The organism is Halomonas sp. DP8Y7-3 (assembly GCF_019801675.1).
In the GTDB taxonomy this organism is placed as follows: Bacteria; Pseudomonadota; Gammaproteobacteria; order Pseudomonadales; family Halomonadaceae; genus Halomonas; species Halomonas litopenaei_A.
In genome coordinates this window covers 47160-62319 of record NZ_JAHVIO010000010.1, presented here as the reverse complement: position 1 = coordinate 62319, position 15160 = coordinate 47160, and the positions used below count along the sequence as shown (strand labels likewise).

The window sequence follows — 15160 nt, the reverse complement described above, 5'->3', positions numbered from 1 at the left end:
ACTTTGCAGCGACGAGATTTCCAGTACCGAGAGAGCATACTCTTCGGCTTTTCACCCTCCCGCGCTACCGTTTTGGTAAAGCCTCGACCTAGTTCCTGCGCCGTATTACTTATCGAGAGATCCCGACCTCTCGATCCACCTACCGTGCAGGGCCCAACCGATGGCCAATGTCTCTCGCTTTACCCTACCTGCCGCCGACGCCTATCCGCTCGGCGCCAGCCTCTTCGAACCCGACCAGGACCCGCGAGGAGTGGTGATCATCCATCCCGCTTCCGCTGTCTCCCAGCGTCTCTATCAGGGGTTTGCCAATGCTCTGTGTGAACGAGGGCTGACGGTGATCTGCTATGACTACCGCGGGATAGGCCGGTCGCGACCGGAACACCTCGACCAGCTACAGGTGAGCATGCAGGATTGGGCAGAACTGGACGCCGACAGCGTGACGCGCTGGGCGCACCAGCGCTGGCCGACGCTCCCGATGCTGGCGGTGGGACACAGCTTTGGCGGGCATGCCATTGGCTTGGGCGAGGCCAGTCGACTGCTGAGTGCCGCGGTGTTGATCGCCTGCAACGCCAGTTGCCTGCGCTTCATCACGTCACCGTGGCTTCGCCTGCGGGCCTATGTGCTGCTGAAGATCCTGTTTCCTCTGCTGTCCCGCGTCGCCGGCTATGTCCCCTGTCGGCGCTTGGGGGTCAGTGAAGACGTCCCCTGCGGCGTTGCCCGCCAGTGCAGCCACTGGATCAGTCTGCCGCGCTATTTCTTCGATGATCCTGAGCTTGCCGCGGAGGCCCGCTTCGCCCGGCTGACCATACCGCTGCTGGTGGTGGGTTTCGATGACGACCCCTACGCCAGCCGCGACAGCATTGACCTGCTGGCGTCCTATTTCACCCAGGCCCCGGTGACGCGTCTGCAGCTCACTCCTGAGACGCTGGGCAGTGGCGCACTGGGACACCTGGACGGCTTCCGCCGACGCCACCGGGAGACCTTGTGGCCCCTGCTGACGGGGTGGCTGGAGCAGCACTTGGCGTCCACTGACCCGCAGGCACAGAGCACGCAGGACGCCTCTGCCGTCACACCGAATCGCGAACTCTATGCCCCCGGCGGCTGACGTCGCCGGGAGCTATCACGGCCCACTCTCAGCTCGCGCGAATGCGCATCAGCGTGCAGTACACCACCGGCACCATCACCAGCGTCAGCAGCGTCGCCACCCCCAGGCCGAACACGATCACCACGGCCATGGAGGCAAAGAACGCATCGGTGAACAGGGGCAACATGCCCAACATGGTAGTGATCGCCGCCATGGTGACCGGGCGTACACGACTGACGGCAGCCTGGACCACCGCATCATGGGCATCGTCCTGGATCTTGCGCTGGACGTTGATCTCTTCCATCAGGACGATGGCATTTTTCAGCACCATGCCGATCAGGCTCAGGGTGCCGAGCAGCGCCATGAAGGTGAAGGGTGCTCCCAACAGGGCCAGGCCCCCAATGATGCCGATCATCATCAATGGCACGATGGACCAGATGGCCAGCGACTGTCGCAGGCGCCCGAACAGCAGCACCGTGATGATGAACATGCCAAGCAAGCCCATCGGCAGCGACGACAGCAGCGCCTGCTGAGCTTCGCTGGCGGTCTCGTACTCACCGCCCCACTCGATGGCGTAGCCTGGCGGCAGCTCGATGGCCTCCACCTGGGGCCGCAGCCGTCCCAGCACGCTGGCAGCGGTCTCACCGGAGAGCGGCATGGGCTCTGCGTAGACGGCCAACATCCGCCGCCTGTCGCGGCGCTTGATCAAGGGGTCCCGCAGCTCGGTACGCAGCTCACCCAGCACGTTGCCCGCACTCAGGTAGCGCCCTTGCTCTTCACTCCAGACGTTGATGGCGCCCAGGTTATCGATGTCGTGACGCTGCCCCTCCTGGGAGCGCATCACGATCGGGATCAGCTCACTGCCTTCCCGATAGACGCCGACCTGCTCGCCATCGTTGTTGAGACGGAAGGCCTGCTGCAGACCATCGCGGGTTACCCCCACCCGGCGTGCCTGCTCATCCAGGAACTCGGGGACAATGACGCTCTCGCGATTGCTCCATGACAGGCGAATGCTGTCCGCCATGGGTTCATCCTGAAAGATGCCGCGCACCTGTGCCCCCAGTTCACGCAGGGTCTCGGGGTCATCACCGTAGATACGCGCCTCGATGCTGGCCTTGGCCGATGGGCCTACCTGCAGCGCCTGCACCTTGTACTGAACCCGCGGGAAGTCTTGTCGCAGCGTCTCGATCACGTCGCGCATGCGCGCCTCTCGGCTGTCGCGATCACGAGTCTCGACGATCAACTGGCCAAAGCTCGCGTAGCGGTCTTCCGGGGCATAGGTCAGGGTAAAGCGCTGGGCGCCGCCACCGATCACACTGGTCACCTGGGTCACGCCTTCCATCTCGAGGACCTTCTGCTCCAGCCGCTCGACGGTGCGCTCGGTATCGAGAATGTCGGTCCCCTCCGGCAGCCACACGTCGGCGAAGAACAGCGGGGTGGTGGCATCCGGAAAAAAGGCGTTCTTGACCTGACCGGACACCGACAGAGCGCCGGCCAGCAGGGCGACCGCCAGCAACAGCGTCAGGTAGCGAAACCGTATACCCAGGACAAGCATGCGCTGGAAGACCCGAAACAAAAGCCCGCGGTAGGGGTCCACGTCGTCACTCTGGTCATCGCCCGCAACGCGGTCCTTGAAGAACAGATCAAAGAAGAACGGTGTCAGGGTCAGGGCGGTGATCCAACTGAGAAACAGCGAATAGCACAGCACCCAGAACAGGGACCCGACGAACTCACCGGTGGCATCAGGAGACAGCCCTATCGGGGCAAAGGCGGTGATGGCGATCACCGTGGCCCCCAGCAAGGGCAGCCGGTTCTGTCCGACCACTTCGAGCGCCGCCTGGCGCTTGGTCTTGCCTCTGGCCATGCCGATCAACATGCCTTCGGTGACAACGATAGCGTTGTCCACCAGCATGCCCAGGGCGATGATCAAGGCGCCCAGCGAAATCTTCTGCAGCTGAATCCCATGGATCGACATCATGATGAAGGTGCCGAGAATGGTCAGCAGCAGAATCAAGCCCATCAGCAGTCCGCTGCGCACGCCCATGAACAGCAGCAGTACCAGGATGACGATGCCAACGGCTTCCGCCAGGTTGATCAAAAACCCGTTGACCGCGTCTTCCACGACGTGGGGCTGGTGATACACGGTCTCCAGCTCCATCCCTAGCGGCATGCGCTGGGACAGCTCAGCGAGTCGGGCCTCTACCCGCTCGCCGACCTCCACCACATTGACCCCGGAGGCGAAGGAAATCCCGATGGACAGCGCCGGCTGGCCGCCCGAGTGATACAACAACTGGGGCGTGTCGCTGAGCTCACGCGACACCTCGGCGATATCCCCCAGCCGAATCAGGCCATTACCCGGCCGCCCTACCACCAGCTGCTCAAGCGCTTCGACGCTGTCGAACTCGCCGGTCGGCTGCAGCGACAGGGACAGGCCATCCAGCTTGATGTGACCGGAATCGCCTACCACGTTCTGCGCATTGAGCAGGTCGCTGAGCTGTTGCGGCGAAATTCCCAGCGCCTTCATGCGGTCACGATCGAGGGACACCACCACCTGCTCCTGCACCGTGCCGGCGATGGCCACCTTCTTGACCCCCTCGACCAGGCGCAGTTCGCGTTGCAGCAGGTCGGCATGATCTTCCAGGTCCTGCTGGCCGTAGTCCGCCCCCGTCAAGGTCAGCAGCAAGCCGAAAACGTCACCGAAGTCGTCATTGACGATCGACGTGCCCGCTCCAGGAGGCAGCTGAACCTGGGCATCATTGATCTTGCGGCGCAGCAGGTCCCAGTACTGATCCAGCTCGTTCTCGCGCACCGTGTTCTCCAGCTCCACGGTGATCTGCGATAGGCCGTCGGCATTGACCGAGCTGACACGCTTGAGGTCAGGCATCTGCTGGATGGCCTTCTCCAGGCGCAGCGTGACTTCTTCTTCGACCTGCTCAGGCGTCGCGCCAGGGTACTGGGTCGAAATGATGGCGTTACGAATGGTGAATTCGGGGAACTCGAGCTGGCCCAGGCCGAAGAAGGAGACGACGCCGCCGATGGCCAGCAGCAGGGTGATCATCCAGCTGATCACCTTCTGGCGCAGGAAAAAATCGACCATTGATCAGAGCCCCTCTTCCTTGATCCACGGGCGCACCTGCCGCCCTTCCTGCATCCGCTCTGCACCGGCAGCCACCAGCCGATCACCGGCCTCAAGCTCGCCTTCGATCAACATCCCGCGGGTGGTAATCGGCCCCGGCGTCACCGGCACGGCCTCGACCTTGCCGGGGCCTTCAGCGGCGGCGGGATCATCCGGCACAAAGCGCCACACCACTGGCTGCTCAGGGGCTGACTCGCGAGTGGTCACCGCGGCCACCGGCACGCGCCAGGGGTCTCGGCTGTCACCGGTGAGCGCACTCATGTCGAGCAGCACGGTCGCACTCATGCCTGACAGCACGGTGATGTCCTCCGGCTCAGGCAGGGTCAGGGTCACCTCATAGCTCAGCGAGCCCTGGCTCACGCTGCTGTCGTGCTCCTTGTAGCGGGCCGGGTACCGCTGCTGCTGATTTTCGGCGAAGGTGACCCACACCACGGCCTCATCACCGTCCTGCACCGCCTGAGCACGCTCGTCGTTGATCCGGCGCACCTGCTGTTCCGGCAGCTGGAAGGTGACATCGATGGAACCTGGCTGCTGCAGCTCGGCGATGGTCTGCTGGGCGGTGACCACTTGGTAGTTATCGACAGGCACCGAGGCAATCACACCGCTGAACGGCGCCGTCAGCTCGGTGTAGCTGACCTGATCCTGTGCTTGCTTGAGCTGGGCCTGGGCCGAGAGGTATTCGGCCCTGGCCTCGTCGAAGCGTGAGCGGCTGATGGCGCCGCGCTCCAGCGAGATACGCATGCGCTCGTAGGTCGCCTCCGCCAGGCTGTAACTGGAGCGAGCGCTGGCCAGCTGACTCTCGGCGTCGCGGTCGTCCAGCCGAGCGATCAAGTCGCCGGCTTCAACCTCATCGCCTGGCTGTACGGCAAGCTCGCGCAGCTCTCCGCCAACGCGAAAGGAGAGCTCCGAACGCTCAGACGCCTGAACCTGACCGGGATAGCGCATCAGCATGCCTTGGCGCTTGGCATCCAGCGCTACCAGCTTCACCGGATGCACCTGTTGCTGCGTCAGTGGCGGCTGGTCGGCCTCACAGCCGGCTATCACAACGACGGCAAGCAGCGTGGCGACGAGGCTTCGTCGACGAAGAATCAGGCGCTGGCGGAAAGGGATCATGGGGGCTCCAATGCATCCAGGGGTCTTGGGTCAGGGGCTATCGGGGGTCAGTATTCAGTTTTGTTTCAATGTCTTGCGTCAGGCTCTTGGTTCAGGCTGTTGCGCCAACAGGACGTATTCAGCGACAGCCTTGCGTAGCCGCCTCCGGACTGGCGGCTATCGCATCCCAGGCCATGGCAAAGGCCAGCTCGATATTGGCGTCACTGGGGTCGAAGGGGTGGCACTGCTGGCCGTGTACCAGCTGATAGATCGGCAAAAACAGAAAGCAGTGCACCAGGGCGCGACCGGCGGGCTTGAGCACACCGCTGCGCTGGCCCTGGTCCACCACGTCAAGCAGCGGCGACAGTCGGCGGTCGTTGCGCTCACGCAGTGCCTCGGTCATCCATACCGAGTGACTAAAGGCATCGTGAAAGCGAAACAGCCGCGGCTGCTCCAGCGCCAAGCCGAACAACGCCCGCCAGATCGCCTTGAGCCCTGCACGCAAGTCGACTTCGTCATCGAAGGCTTCCAGCGCGGTATCGATCAAGCGGTCACACACGTGCACAAAGGTCGCTTCGAGCAGCGCGGTCTTGTCGGTGAAGTGGATGTAGACCGTCGCCGGCGAGACCTTGGCGCGACGCGCAATACGCGCGACCGAGGCGACCTGAAAGCCGTGCTCTGTCACTTCGACCAGAGTGGCTTCGAGCAGTCCCACTCGCTTGCTGTCATCACGGGGTCGCACGATGTAAAAGCCTCCTGTCAGATGCCTTTTAAAATAAATGAATACTCATTCACTTTCAAAGCCATCCTGTTATTGCCTGGCAGGAATACCTGAGCGATACCGCGCCCCTGCCCCTTTCCACTGACTGCAGCATCCGCGACGGGCTGGTATCATCTTGCGTCCCGCCCGACCTGCGGTGTCCGACCAGGAGTATCCCCTTGTCCAGCAGTTCTTCCTCTATGGCCAACGCTCCATCACGACGGCTATCTCGCTGGGGCTGGCTCACTCTGGGTGTTGCCGCCGTGGTCGCCTTGCCGGTGCTGGTCATTCTTGGCCACATTCTTGTGCCTGCTGGCGATATCTGGCGCCACCTTGCCGACACTGTGCTGAGTCGCTACCTGGTCAACACCCTGCTGCTGGTCCTGAGCGTCGGCCTTGGCACGCTGGCGATCGGTACCGGCTGCGCCTGGCTGGTGGTCATGTGCCGCTTCCCGGGCAAGCGCCTGTTCGAGTGGGCCATGCTGCTGCCACTGGCGGTGCCTACCTACGTCATCGCCTATGCCTATACAGACTTTCTACAGTACGCAGGCCCACTGCAGAGCCTGCTGCGGGAGACCTTCGAGTGGTCGCGCGGTGACTACTGGTTCCCCGACATTCGCTCCCTGCCTGGGGCGGCCACCCTGATCACCCTGGTGCTCTACCCCTACGTCTACATGCTGGCGCGAGCCGCCTTTCTGGAGCAGTCGGTGTGCATGCTGGATGTGGGACGAACGCTGGGACGCACGCCCTGGCAGATGTTCACCCAGGTAGCGATGCCGTTGGCGCGTCCGGCTCTGGTGGGCGGGGTATCGCTGGCGCTGATGGAGACCCTCAATGAGTTTGGCGCCGTGCAGTACTTCGGCGTCGATACCTTCACCACGGGTATCTACCGCACCTGGTTCGGCCTGGGCGAGCAGGTCGCCGCCGCCCAGCTGGCCGCCTGCCTGCTGGCCTTCGTCATCCTGTTCGTGCTGCTCGAGCGCTGGTCACGGGGCAAGCGCCGCTTTCATCACACCTCGCACCGCTATCAGCAGCTGCCGGAGTATCGACTTAGCGGTGCCCGTGCCTGGGGCGCGACACTGGCTTGCGCCGTGCCGGTGACCGTGGGCTTCGTGCTGCCCTGCCTGTTGCTGGGCAGCATGGCCCTGAAGGCTGGCGACAGCGTGCTGGGAGGCGCCTTTCTGGAGTACGCAGGCAACAGCCTGCTACTGGCCATCAGCGCCTCGCTGGTGGCGGTGGGACTGGCGGTCATCCTGAGCTACGGCGCCAGACTGGAAGCCAGCGCGGTGACCCGCACGGCAACGCGAATTGCCTCCCTTGGCTACGCCATCCCGGGGTCCGTCGTGGCCGTCGGCATCCTGATTCCCTTTGCCTGGGTCGACGACCATGTCAATCAGCTCTACAAGGCCGCCACCGGGGAGGTGATCGGGCTCATTCTCAGCGGCACCGCCTTCATCCTTATCTACGCCTACGTAGTGCGCTTCCTGGCGGTGTCCTTCAACGCGGTGGAAGCCAGCCTGGGCAAGGTCACACCGTCGATGGATGCCGCTGCACGCACCCTGGGAGAGACCGCTACCGGCACACTGCGCAAGGTGCACACGCCGATCATGCGAGGCAGTCTGCTGGCCGCCGGTATCCTGGTCTTTGTGGATGTCATGAAGGAATTGCCGGCCACGATCATTTTGCGTCCGTTCAACTTCGACACCCTGGCGGTCAGAGCCCACAACCTGGCCGCCGACGAGCGGCTCGCCGAGGCGTCCACGTCCTCGCTGGCGATCGTGGCGGTGGGGATCATTCCGGTGGTCCTGCTGAGCCTGGCCATGCGCCGCTCGCGCCCTGGCCACAGAGGCGCCTGATCAGACCGGGCGTCAGCCGGGCCAGCTCATGTCACCTGATATCAGACCATGTCGGCCGGATAGACGAAGGCCTGGGCCGGATCGAGACTGACCTGGACGGCCTGGCCTTCGCGGGGAAGAAAGACGCCGGGTACGCGGGCGTGCATGTGGGCTTCCTGGCCATCACTGCCATGCACGCAGAGGTGCAACAGGCTGCTGCGTCCCAGTAGGCGTGCCATCAGCACGTGGCTGTGATGTTCGTGCGCCTTGGGGCTGTCGATTTCCACCACCCGCAGCGCTTCCGGTCGCACCAGCACCTGCGCACGCGAACCCTCGGCCAGGTCACTTGCCACCGGTCCCACGGCCGTGCGCACATAGCCCCGCTGCACCGTCCCTTCGAGACGATTGACGTCCCCGAAGAAGGTCACCACGAAGGGCGTCGCGGGCGCACAGTAGAGCTCTTCCGGGGTGCCTGCCTGCACCACTCTGCCTTCTCGCATCAAGACGATACGATCGGCCATGAACATGGCCTCTTCCGGGTCATGGGTCACCAGCAGGGTGCCAGCGCCCAGCTGCTTCAGCACGTGCAGGGTATCGTCCCGAATCCGGTCCCGCAGTCGTGCGTCGAGGCTGGAAAAGGGCTCGTCAAGCAACATCAACTTGGGCGAAGGCGCCAGGGCTCGGGCCAGGGCCACGCGCTGCTGCTGACCTCCCGACAGGGTGTGAGGAAAAGCCTCGGCATAACCGTCCATGCCAAGCTGGGCAAGCAGTTCCAGCGCCCGCTGTCGGCGCTTGGCTGACGGCAGTCCCTTAAGCCCGAAACTGACGTTGTCGAGCACGCTAAGGTGAGGAAACAGCGCCGACTCCTGAAATGCCAGGCCGACGCTGCGCTTTTCGGGGGGGACATGGGCCAGCCCGGGGGCCGCAAGGCGCTCCCCATCGAACACCAGCTCCCCGCTTTGCAGCGCCTCAAGCCCCGCCACAATGCGCAGCAAGGTCGTCTTGCCACAGCCGGAGGGCCCGAGCAGGCACACCACTTCCCCTGGCGCTATCGAAAAGGACACATCACGCACCGCCAGCGCATCAGCGTAGCGATGCTGGACCTTGTGCATGGTCATCAACGGTGTCTGTTCGAGTGCTAGCTGCTCGGCAGCAGCGGAGGCAGAGTGTGGGGGCATGACGGTCATCGCACCTGAAGAGCCGAAAACAAGAGTGGCGGGTGTCAGGCCCTGCGGCCTCGGGACGCCCACCAGCGCCGCTGGGCAGGCCATGGTAACGCGAATCCTTCCAACACGCCTTCCCCCTTTTCCGTTACCAGACGCCGGCCAGCTCCCCCTCAGCAGACCGGCCAGTTCCCTTCACCAGACGCTGGCAAGCGCCGGTGCGTGCCCCGCACCGCCTGTCACACCCCTGGCAGGCGCAATCCTCGTCGAGGCTACTGCCTCTATTGAGGTAACTGCCCCTATGGTAGCGGGCTTACCTCGGATGAGCCGTGCCGACTATGCCGAGTGAAGCCATCGCCATCGCTCCGTGGAGGCACAATGATTGACGCCACCGGCAACAAGCCGTTCAATATCATCGCAGAATGACACGTATTATCATTCCCCACTACAAGAGGTCTCCGATGTCAAACGCCACTCGCCTCGCCGCAGCCATTGCCCTGGCAAGCGCTTCCGGCCTTGCCTACGCCGACGGCAGCGTCAACGTGTACTCCGCTCGTCACTATGACTCAGACCAGGCCATGTACGATGCCTTTACCGAGGAGACCGGCATCGAGGTCAATGTGCTGCAGGGCGATTCCGATCAGTTGATTCAGCGCATCAAGCGCGAAGGCGAAGCCAGCCCGGCAGACATCATGATGACCGTGGACGCTGGCCGTCTGTGGCGTGCCGAGGAAGAAGGCATCTTCGCGGCGGTGGACTCCGAGGTACTCAATGAGCGCCTGCCCGCCAGCATGCGCCACCCTGAAGGTGACTGGTTCGGCTTCAGCCAGCGTGTGCGTGCGATCTTCTACAACCCGGAGACCATCGATCCTGAACAGGTCGACACCTACGAGAAGCTTGCTGACCCGAGCCTCAAGGGCAAGATCTGCATTCGCTCGTCCAACAACATCTACAACCAGTCACTGCTGGCATCGATGATCGAGCACCACGGCGAGGAAGGGGCTGAGGAGTGGGCCCAGGGCGTCGTCGATAACATGGCGCGGGACCCGGAAGGCGGTGATCGTGACCAGATCAAGGGCGTGGCCAGCGGTGAGTGCGATGTGGCCGTCGCCAACCACTACTACTACGTGCGCCTGCTGACATCCGACAACGACGACGAGCGCGAAGCCGCCGAGAGCGTTCAGATCCTGTTCCCCAATCAGGATGACCGTGGTGCCCACGTCAACGTCGGCGGCGCTGGCCTGGTCAAGGGTGCGCCGAACCACGATAACGCGGTGGCCTTCCTTGAGTTCCTGGCATCCGACAAGGCCCAGGAGCTGTTTGCGGTGGGCAATCACGAGTTCCCGGTGGTGGAAGGCGTCGCCCTCGATGAGGTGCTGTCTTCCTGGGGCGAGTTCAAGAAGGACGACGTCAACGTCAGCGTGCTGGGTGAAAACAACCCGGAAGCGATCAAGATCTTCGACCGCGTTGGCTGGCGTTGATCCGTCGCTGAGGCCAGCGACTGCCAAGTTGCAGGCCTGACGCAAAAAAAGCCCCGAGCCAGTCGATGGCTCGGGGCTTTTTCGTTCGCAGCGTCTTGGATCGCAGCGTGTTCGTCCGCAACGTCGAGATGGCGCTCAGCGGCCGGTGGACTCCAGTCGCAGATCATCCGGATGCTGCCAGACATCCAGGCTGGCCATGCGACGCCCACGATCATTCAGGAAGGTTTCCAGTGACACGGTGGTGTCGGTGCCTGCCCTGGAGAAGATCAAGCGGTCGCTGCCTTCCTCACGGGTCGAGGACCAGTCCGCACCGAGACACTGGCCCAGCGCCTCCCCACCGACCGTGAGCGCCCCGCGCGGATCATCGCTGTCCATGCGGCCGAAACAGGAATAATGATCGGGACGCTGGGATGAGCTGATCAGACAGGACTCATGAAACGCCTGAACGTCGGTTTCCCAGGTGCGGGTCAGACGGTTGTCTTCGAAACGCCCCTTGATGCCAGCAAAGCCTCCTTCGGCACTCGCCACCGCCTGATTGAGCGCACTACAGTCAAACATTTCCGCGGCGGTCTGTGGCTGCGAGGTCGACGCACAGCCTGCCAGCGTCACCATGGCAAGCGCTGCCCATCCCATCTTTACCCGTGTCATATCCTTGTCTCCGGCAATGGGGCCGTGGCATCCACGACCAATTTGGCATTCCATGACCGACACCATAGCACCCGCAACACGATCTCGGCAGTGGTGAATGACCACTTGTCGAGGCGGACTACCTGGCGAGCAAAGCCAGCGCCCAGGCATCACCAGATTCCAGGGTCATTACCCTTAGCCTCCAGCGACTGGCCCACTAGCACTGTAGTGCGCGGGCCAGGTCCGTCAGCGAGCTGGCGTGAAGGTCGTTGGCGGAGGATCCCTCCACCGACTTGGGGGCATCGGCGCCAAACTCGTGGGGGCGCTCGATGTAAGCGGTCTTGAGGCCACAGCCGCGAGCGGCGTCGAGATCATCCTGGTGGGCGGCCACCAGCATGACCTCCGAAGGGTCCACCTCGAACACCTCTGCGACGCCTAGGTAGGTGTCCGGATGGGGCTTGTAAGCGCGGAAGACCTCTGCTGACAGAATCAGGTCCCAGGGCAGCCCCCCTAGCTTGGCCATCTCGGCCAGCAGCCCCAGATTGCCGTTGGACAGGGTGCAGATCACATGGCGTTGCTTGAGTCGCGAAAGCCCCTCGACGCTGTCGGGCCAAGGCGCCAACCGGTGCCAGGCAAGGTTGAGCTGCCTCCGCCCCGGCTCGTCCAGCGCCAGGTGATACTGATCGAGCAGCTCGTCCAGAATCATCCGGTGCAAGTCGTCGATGCGCGTCCAGCCCAGCTCGCCTGACATCACCCGAGCCATCGCAGGCCTGTAGCCCGCCCGCCAGGCTCGGGCAAAGTCAGCTGGCGTCAGCGCGCAGCCGGGACCGTCAAGCAGGCCCAGGGCCTCGACCTCGCGCACGATACTGCCGTGCCAATCCACCACGGTGCCGAAGATATCGAAGGCCAGTATCTTGGGTCGTTGCCAGGGCGTCGCCATGCTGTTGCTCTCCTTGTCGGCCGCGTACGGTGCCTTGCCAGCACCTCCATTGGGACAACAGCATAGACCATGGCTGGCGCTATCAGTGGGCCTCGTCCCAGTTGGCACCGCTCTCGGCTTCGACAATCAGGGGCACATCGAGACTGGCAGCATTCTGCATGCGCGCCTTGACCTCGGCCATGAAGGCGTCCACCTGGTCTTCCTTGACCTCGAACACCAGCTCATCGTGGACCTGCATCACCATCCAGGCATCGAAGCCATTGCTGCCCGCCTGGTCGGTCAGCCAATCGTCCATATCGATCATGGCCTGCTTGATGATGTCTGCCGCCGTCCCCTGCATGGGCGCATTGATGGCGGTGCGCTCGGCGCCCTGGCGACGAGCGCGGTTCTGAGAGTGAATTTCCGGCAGATAGAGCCTGCGCCCGGCCACTGTCTCGACGTAGCCATCCTCGGCCGCCTGAGCACGGATACGCTCCATATAGCGGGCCACCCCGGGGTAGCGATCGAAGTAGCGATCGATGTAGGTCTTGGCCTGGCTCTGCTCGATGTGCAGCTGGCGACCCAGCCCCCAGGCGCTCATGCCGTAGATCAGCCCGAAGTTGATCGCCTTGGCACTGCGGCGCTGATCACTGGACACCTTGTCCAGGCCGACACCGAACACCTCAGCCGCCGTGGCGGCGTGAATGTCCTTGTCATCGGCAAAGGCCGACAGCAGGCCCTTGTCGCCGGACAGGTGCGCCATGATGCGCAGCTCGATCTGAGAATAGTCCGCCGCCACGATGCGATAGCCAGGCCGTGCCACAAAGGCCTGACGGATGCGGCGTCCTTCGTCGGTACGAATCGGGATATTCTGCAGATTGGGATCTGACGACGACAGACGACCGGTGGCCGTCACCGCCTGGTGATAGCTGGTGTGCAGACGACCGGTGGACGGGTTGACCAGCCTGGGCAGCTTGTCGGTATAGGTGGAGCGCAGCTTCGAAAGGCCACGATGCTCCATGATCAGCTTGGGCAGAGGATAATCCAGTGCCAGCTCCTCAAGCACCGCCTCGGCGGTGGACGGCGCGCCCTTGGGGGTCTTCTTGATCACGGGAATGCCCTGCTCTTCGAACAGGATCTGTCCCAGCTGCTTGGGCGAACCCAGGTTGAACTCTCGTCCGGCCAGCTCGAACGCCCTGGCCTCGAGCTCACGGATGCGCTCGGCCAGCTCCTGGCTCTGGGTGTGCAGCAGTTCGACGTTCAACGCTACCCCGTTGCGCTCCATCCGCGACAGCACCCGAACCAGCGGCCGTTCAAGCCTGTCGAGCACCTCGGCCAATCGCCCCGTCTGCTCGAGGCGGGGGCGCAATTCGTGGTGAAGGCGCAGGGTGATATCGACGTCCTCGCAGGCGTAGGGAGCCGCCTGTTCCAGGGCAATCTGATTGAACGTCAGCTGCTTGGCACCCTTGCCGGCAATATCCTCGAACTTGACCGTGCCCTCGCCCAGGTACTTCAGCGCCAGGGAGTCCATGTCATGCCGGGTGGCGGTGGAATCCAGCACGTAGGACTCGAGCATGGTATCGATCAGAGGCCCGGCGACCGCCATCTCGTAGCGTGCCAGTACCGAGATGTCGTATTTCAGGTTCTGGCCAATCTTGGCGATGCGCTCATCGGCCAGTATCGGAGCAAGCGACGCCAACACCTGCTTGCGATCGAGCTGGGCAGGGGCATCCAGGTAGTCATGGGCCAGCGGGATGTAGGCGGCCTCGCCCGGGGCCAGGGCGAGGCCAATACCGACGATCTCGGCCTCCATATAGTTGAGGCTGGTGGTTTCCAGATCGAAACAGAAGGCCTCGGCGTCGGCCAGCCGCTGGAGCCAGGCGTCCAGCTCGGCCTGCTCGAGAATCACGTGATCCTCCCGCGTGTCCCCCGCGGCGACCTTGCCATCCTCGGCGTCATCGCTCCCCGCCGGGGTGGCCGTGCCACCCGCCACGTCGTCCACGCCCTCGTCCTGACCGGCCAGCAACTCCGACAGCCAGTTCTTGAACTCCAGGCGCTGGTAAAGCGTCTTCAGCGCCTCACGGTCCGGCGCAGCAATGGCCAGGTCATCGAGGCCGAGCTCCAGCTCGCAGTCGGTCTTGATCGTGGCCAGCGTGTACGACAGGTAGGCCTGATCGCGATGTTCCTCGAGCTTCTTGGGCAACGTCTTGGCGCCACGAAATGACAGGGTCTTGACCTTGTCGAGGTCGCCATAGATCACATCCAGCCCGCCTTCCATGCCCTGCAGCAGGCCGATAGCGGTCTTTTCGCCAACCCCCGGCACTCCGGGGATGTTGTCGACCTTGTCGCCCATCAATGCCAGGTAGTCGATGATCAACTCCGGCGGCAGACCAAACTTGTCCTTCACCCCGGCCACATCCAGGGTTTCGTCCTTCATGGTGTTGACCAGCGTGATATGGCCATTGACCAGCTGCGCCATGTCCTTGTCGCCGGTAGAGATCACGGCGTCGCGGCCGGCGTCCGTCGCCATCTGGGCCAGGGTGCCAATGACATCATCGGCCTCGACCCCCTTGATGCACAGCAGCGGCAAGCCCAGCGCCCTGACACAGTCGTGCAGCGGCTCGACCTGAGCGCGCAGGTCATCCGGCATCGGCGGCCGCTGCGCCTTGTACTGATCGTACAGCTCATCACGAAAGGTCTTGCCGGGCGCATCGAAGACCACCGCCATGGGACTGTCCGGATAGTCCTTGATCAGGCGCTTGAGCATGTTGATCACGCCCTTGATGGCACCGGTAGGCTGACCTTCGGAGGTGGTCAGCGGCGGCAGGGCGTGAAAGGCACGGTAAAGATAGGAGGAACCGTCGACGAGAACGATGGGGCTAGAGGCCATGGATCGGCGTCCCTGTAAGAAAGAATGTCTACGTTGCCACACATGATACGCATCCCGTGCGTCTTTTGCCGGTCGCTTTTCGCCGAGTGAAGTCCAGAGCGTCGCTCCACCCTGGCACCAGCGTCTGCCCGCTGCGGCGCGACCACAACGTCTTTGCCGGGGAACCCCGCGAC

The 15160-nt window shown here is 63.4% G+C and carries 10 protein-coding genes; 3 read left to right on the top strand and 7 right to left on the bottom strand.

Annotation, left to right across the window (positions count from 1 at the left end):
• The first annotated feature begins 160 nt into the window (after positions 1-160).
• The gene (locus tag KUV86_RS12920) at positions 161-1105 is read left to right on the top strand and encodes an alpha/beta fold hydrolase (protein WP_222485095.1); all 945 of its coding nucleotides are present in this window, start codon (positions 161-163) and stop codon (positions 1103-1105) included.
• Positions 1106-1133: 28 nt separating this feature from the next.
• On the opposite strand, the gene KUV86_RS12915 is transcribed toward KUV86_RS12920, so the two are convergent.
• The 3 genes from KUV86_RS12915 to KUV86_RS12905 all read right to left on the bottom strand — a co-directional run bounded on the left by KUV86_RS12915 (position 1134) and on the right by KUV86_RS12905 (position 6054).
• The gene (locus KUV86_RS12915; RefSeq protein ID WP_222485094.1) at positions 1134-4181 is read right to left on the bottom strand and encodes an efflux RND transporter permease subunit; all 3048 of its coding nucleotides are present in this window, start codon (positions 4179-4181) and stop codon (positions 1134-1136) included.
• Between the two features lie 3 nt (positions 4182-4184).
• Positions 4185-5333 carry an efflux RND transporter periplasmic adaptor subunit gene (locus KUV86_RS12910; RefSeq protein ID WP_206940677.1) on the bottom strand — a complete coding sequence of 383 codons (1149 nt, stop codon included), beginning with the start codon at positions 5331-5333 and terminating at the stop codon, positions 4185-4187.
• 118 nt (positions 5334-5451) lie between these two features.
• Positions 5452-6054 (bottom strand): TetR/AcrR family transcriptional regulator, encoded by a 603-nt coding sequence (locus KUV86_RS12905; protein WP_222163937.1) that lies wholly within the window; start codon positions 6052-6054, stop codon positions 5452-5454.
• A 218-nt stretch (positions 6055-6272) separates the two neighbouring features.
• Between KUV86_RS12905 and KUV86_RS12900 the strand changes: the two genes are divergently transcribed.
• The gene (locus tag KUV86_RS12900; RefSeq protein WP_222164041.1) at positions 6273-7928 is read left to right on the top strand and encodes an ABC transporter permease; all 1656 of its coding nucleotides are present in this window, start codon (positions 6273-6275) and stop codon (positions 7926-7928) included.
• 41 nt (positions 7929-7969) lie between these two features.
• Here the strand turns inward: KUV86_RS12900 and KUV86_RS12895 are convergent, their stop codons facing one another.
• Positions 7970-9085, bottom strand: a complete 1116-nt coding sequence (locus KUV86_RS12895) for an ABC transporter ATP-binding protein (RefSeq protein WP_206940681.1) — start codon at positions 9083-9085, stop codon at positions 7970-7972.
• Positions 9086-9531: 446 nt separating this feature from the next.
• Between KUV86_RS12895 and KUV86_RS12890 the strand changes: the two genes are divergently transcribed.
• Positions 9532-10551, top strand: a complete 1020-nt coding sequence (locus KUV86_RS12890; RefSeq protein WP_206940683.1) for a Fe(3+) ABC transporter substrate-binding protein — start codon at positions 9532-9534, stop codon at positions 10549-10551.
• A 135-nt stretch (positions 10552-10686) separates the two neighbouring features.
• On the opposite strand, the gene KUV86_RS12885 is transcribed toward KUV86_RS12890, so the two are convergent.
• From KUV86_RS12885 to polA, 3 genes are all read right to left on the bottom strand, one after another.
• The gene (locus tag KUV86_RS12885) at positions 10687-11199 is read right to left on the bottom strand and encodes a hypothetical protein (RefSeq protein ID WP_222485093.1); all 513 of its coding nucleotides are present in this window, start codon (positions 11197-11199) and stop codon (positions 10687-10689) included.
• Positions 11200-11395: 196 nt separating this feature from the next.
• Complete coding sequence (locus KUV86_RS12880; RefSeq protein WP_222163935.1) at positions 11396-12118, bottom strand: haloacid dehalogenase type II; 723 nt, start codon at positions 12116-12118, stop codon at positions 11396-11398.
• A gap of 82 nt (positions 12119-12200) precedes the next feature.
• On the bottom strand, positions 12201-14987 hold the full coding sequence (polA, locus tag KUV86_RS12875; protein WP_222485092.1) for a DNA polymerase I: 2787 nt from the start codon (positions 14985-14987) through the stop codon (positions 12201-12203).
• Between the last annotated feature and the right edge of the window lie 173 nt (positions 14988-15160).

Excerpts from the sequence above, each read along its gene's own strand:
- KUV86_RS12910 (WP_206940677.1), bottom strand. The coding sequence starts at position 5,333 with ATGATCCCTTTCCGCCAGCGCCTGATTCTTCGTCGACGAAGCCTCGTC.
- polA (WP_222485092.1), bottom strand. The coding sequence starts at position 14,987 with ATGGCCTCTAGCCCCATCGTTCTCGTCGACGGTTCCTCCTATCTTTAC.
- KUV86_RS12920 (WP_222485095.1), top strand. The coding sequence starts at position 161 with ATGGCCAATGTCTCTCGCTTTACCCTACCTGCCGCCGACGCCTATCCG.
- KUV86_RS12895 (WP_206940681.1), bottom strand. The coding sequence starts at position 9,085 with ATGCCCCCACACTCTGCCTCCGCTGCTGCCGAGCAGCTAGCACTCGAA.
- KUV86_RS12885 (WP_222485093.1), bottom strand. The coding sequence starts at position 11,199 with ATGACACGGGTAAAGATGGGATGGGCAGCGCTTGCCATGGTGACGCTG.
- KUV86_RS12915 (WP_222485094.1), bottom strand. The coding sequence starts at position 4,181 with ATGGTCGATTTTTTCCTGCGCCAGAAGGTGATCAGCTGGATGATCACC.
- KUV86_RS12900 (WP_222164041.1), top strand. The coding sequence starts at position 6,273 with ATGGCCAACGCTCCATCACGACGGCTATCTCGCTGGGGCTGGCTCACT.
- KUV86_RS12880 (WP_222163935.1), bottom strand. The coding sequence starts at position 12,118 with ATGGCGACGCCCTGGCAACGACCCAAGATACTGGCCTTCGATATCTTC.
- KUV86_RS12890 (WP_206940683.1), top strand. The coding sequence starts at position 9,532 with ATGTCAAACGCCACTCGCCTCGCCGCAGCCATTGCCCTGGCAAGCGCT.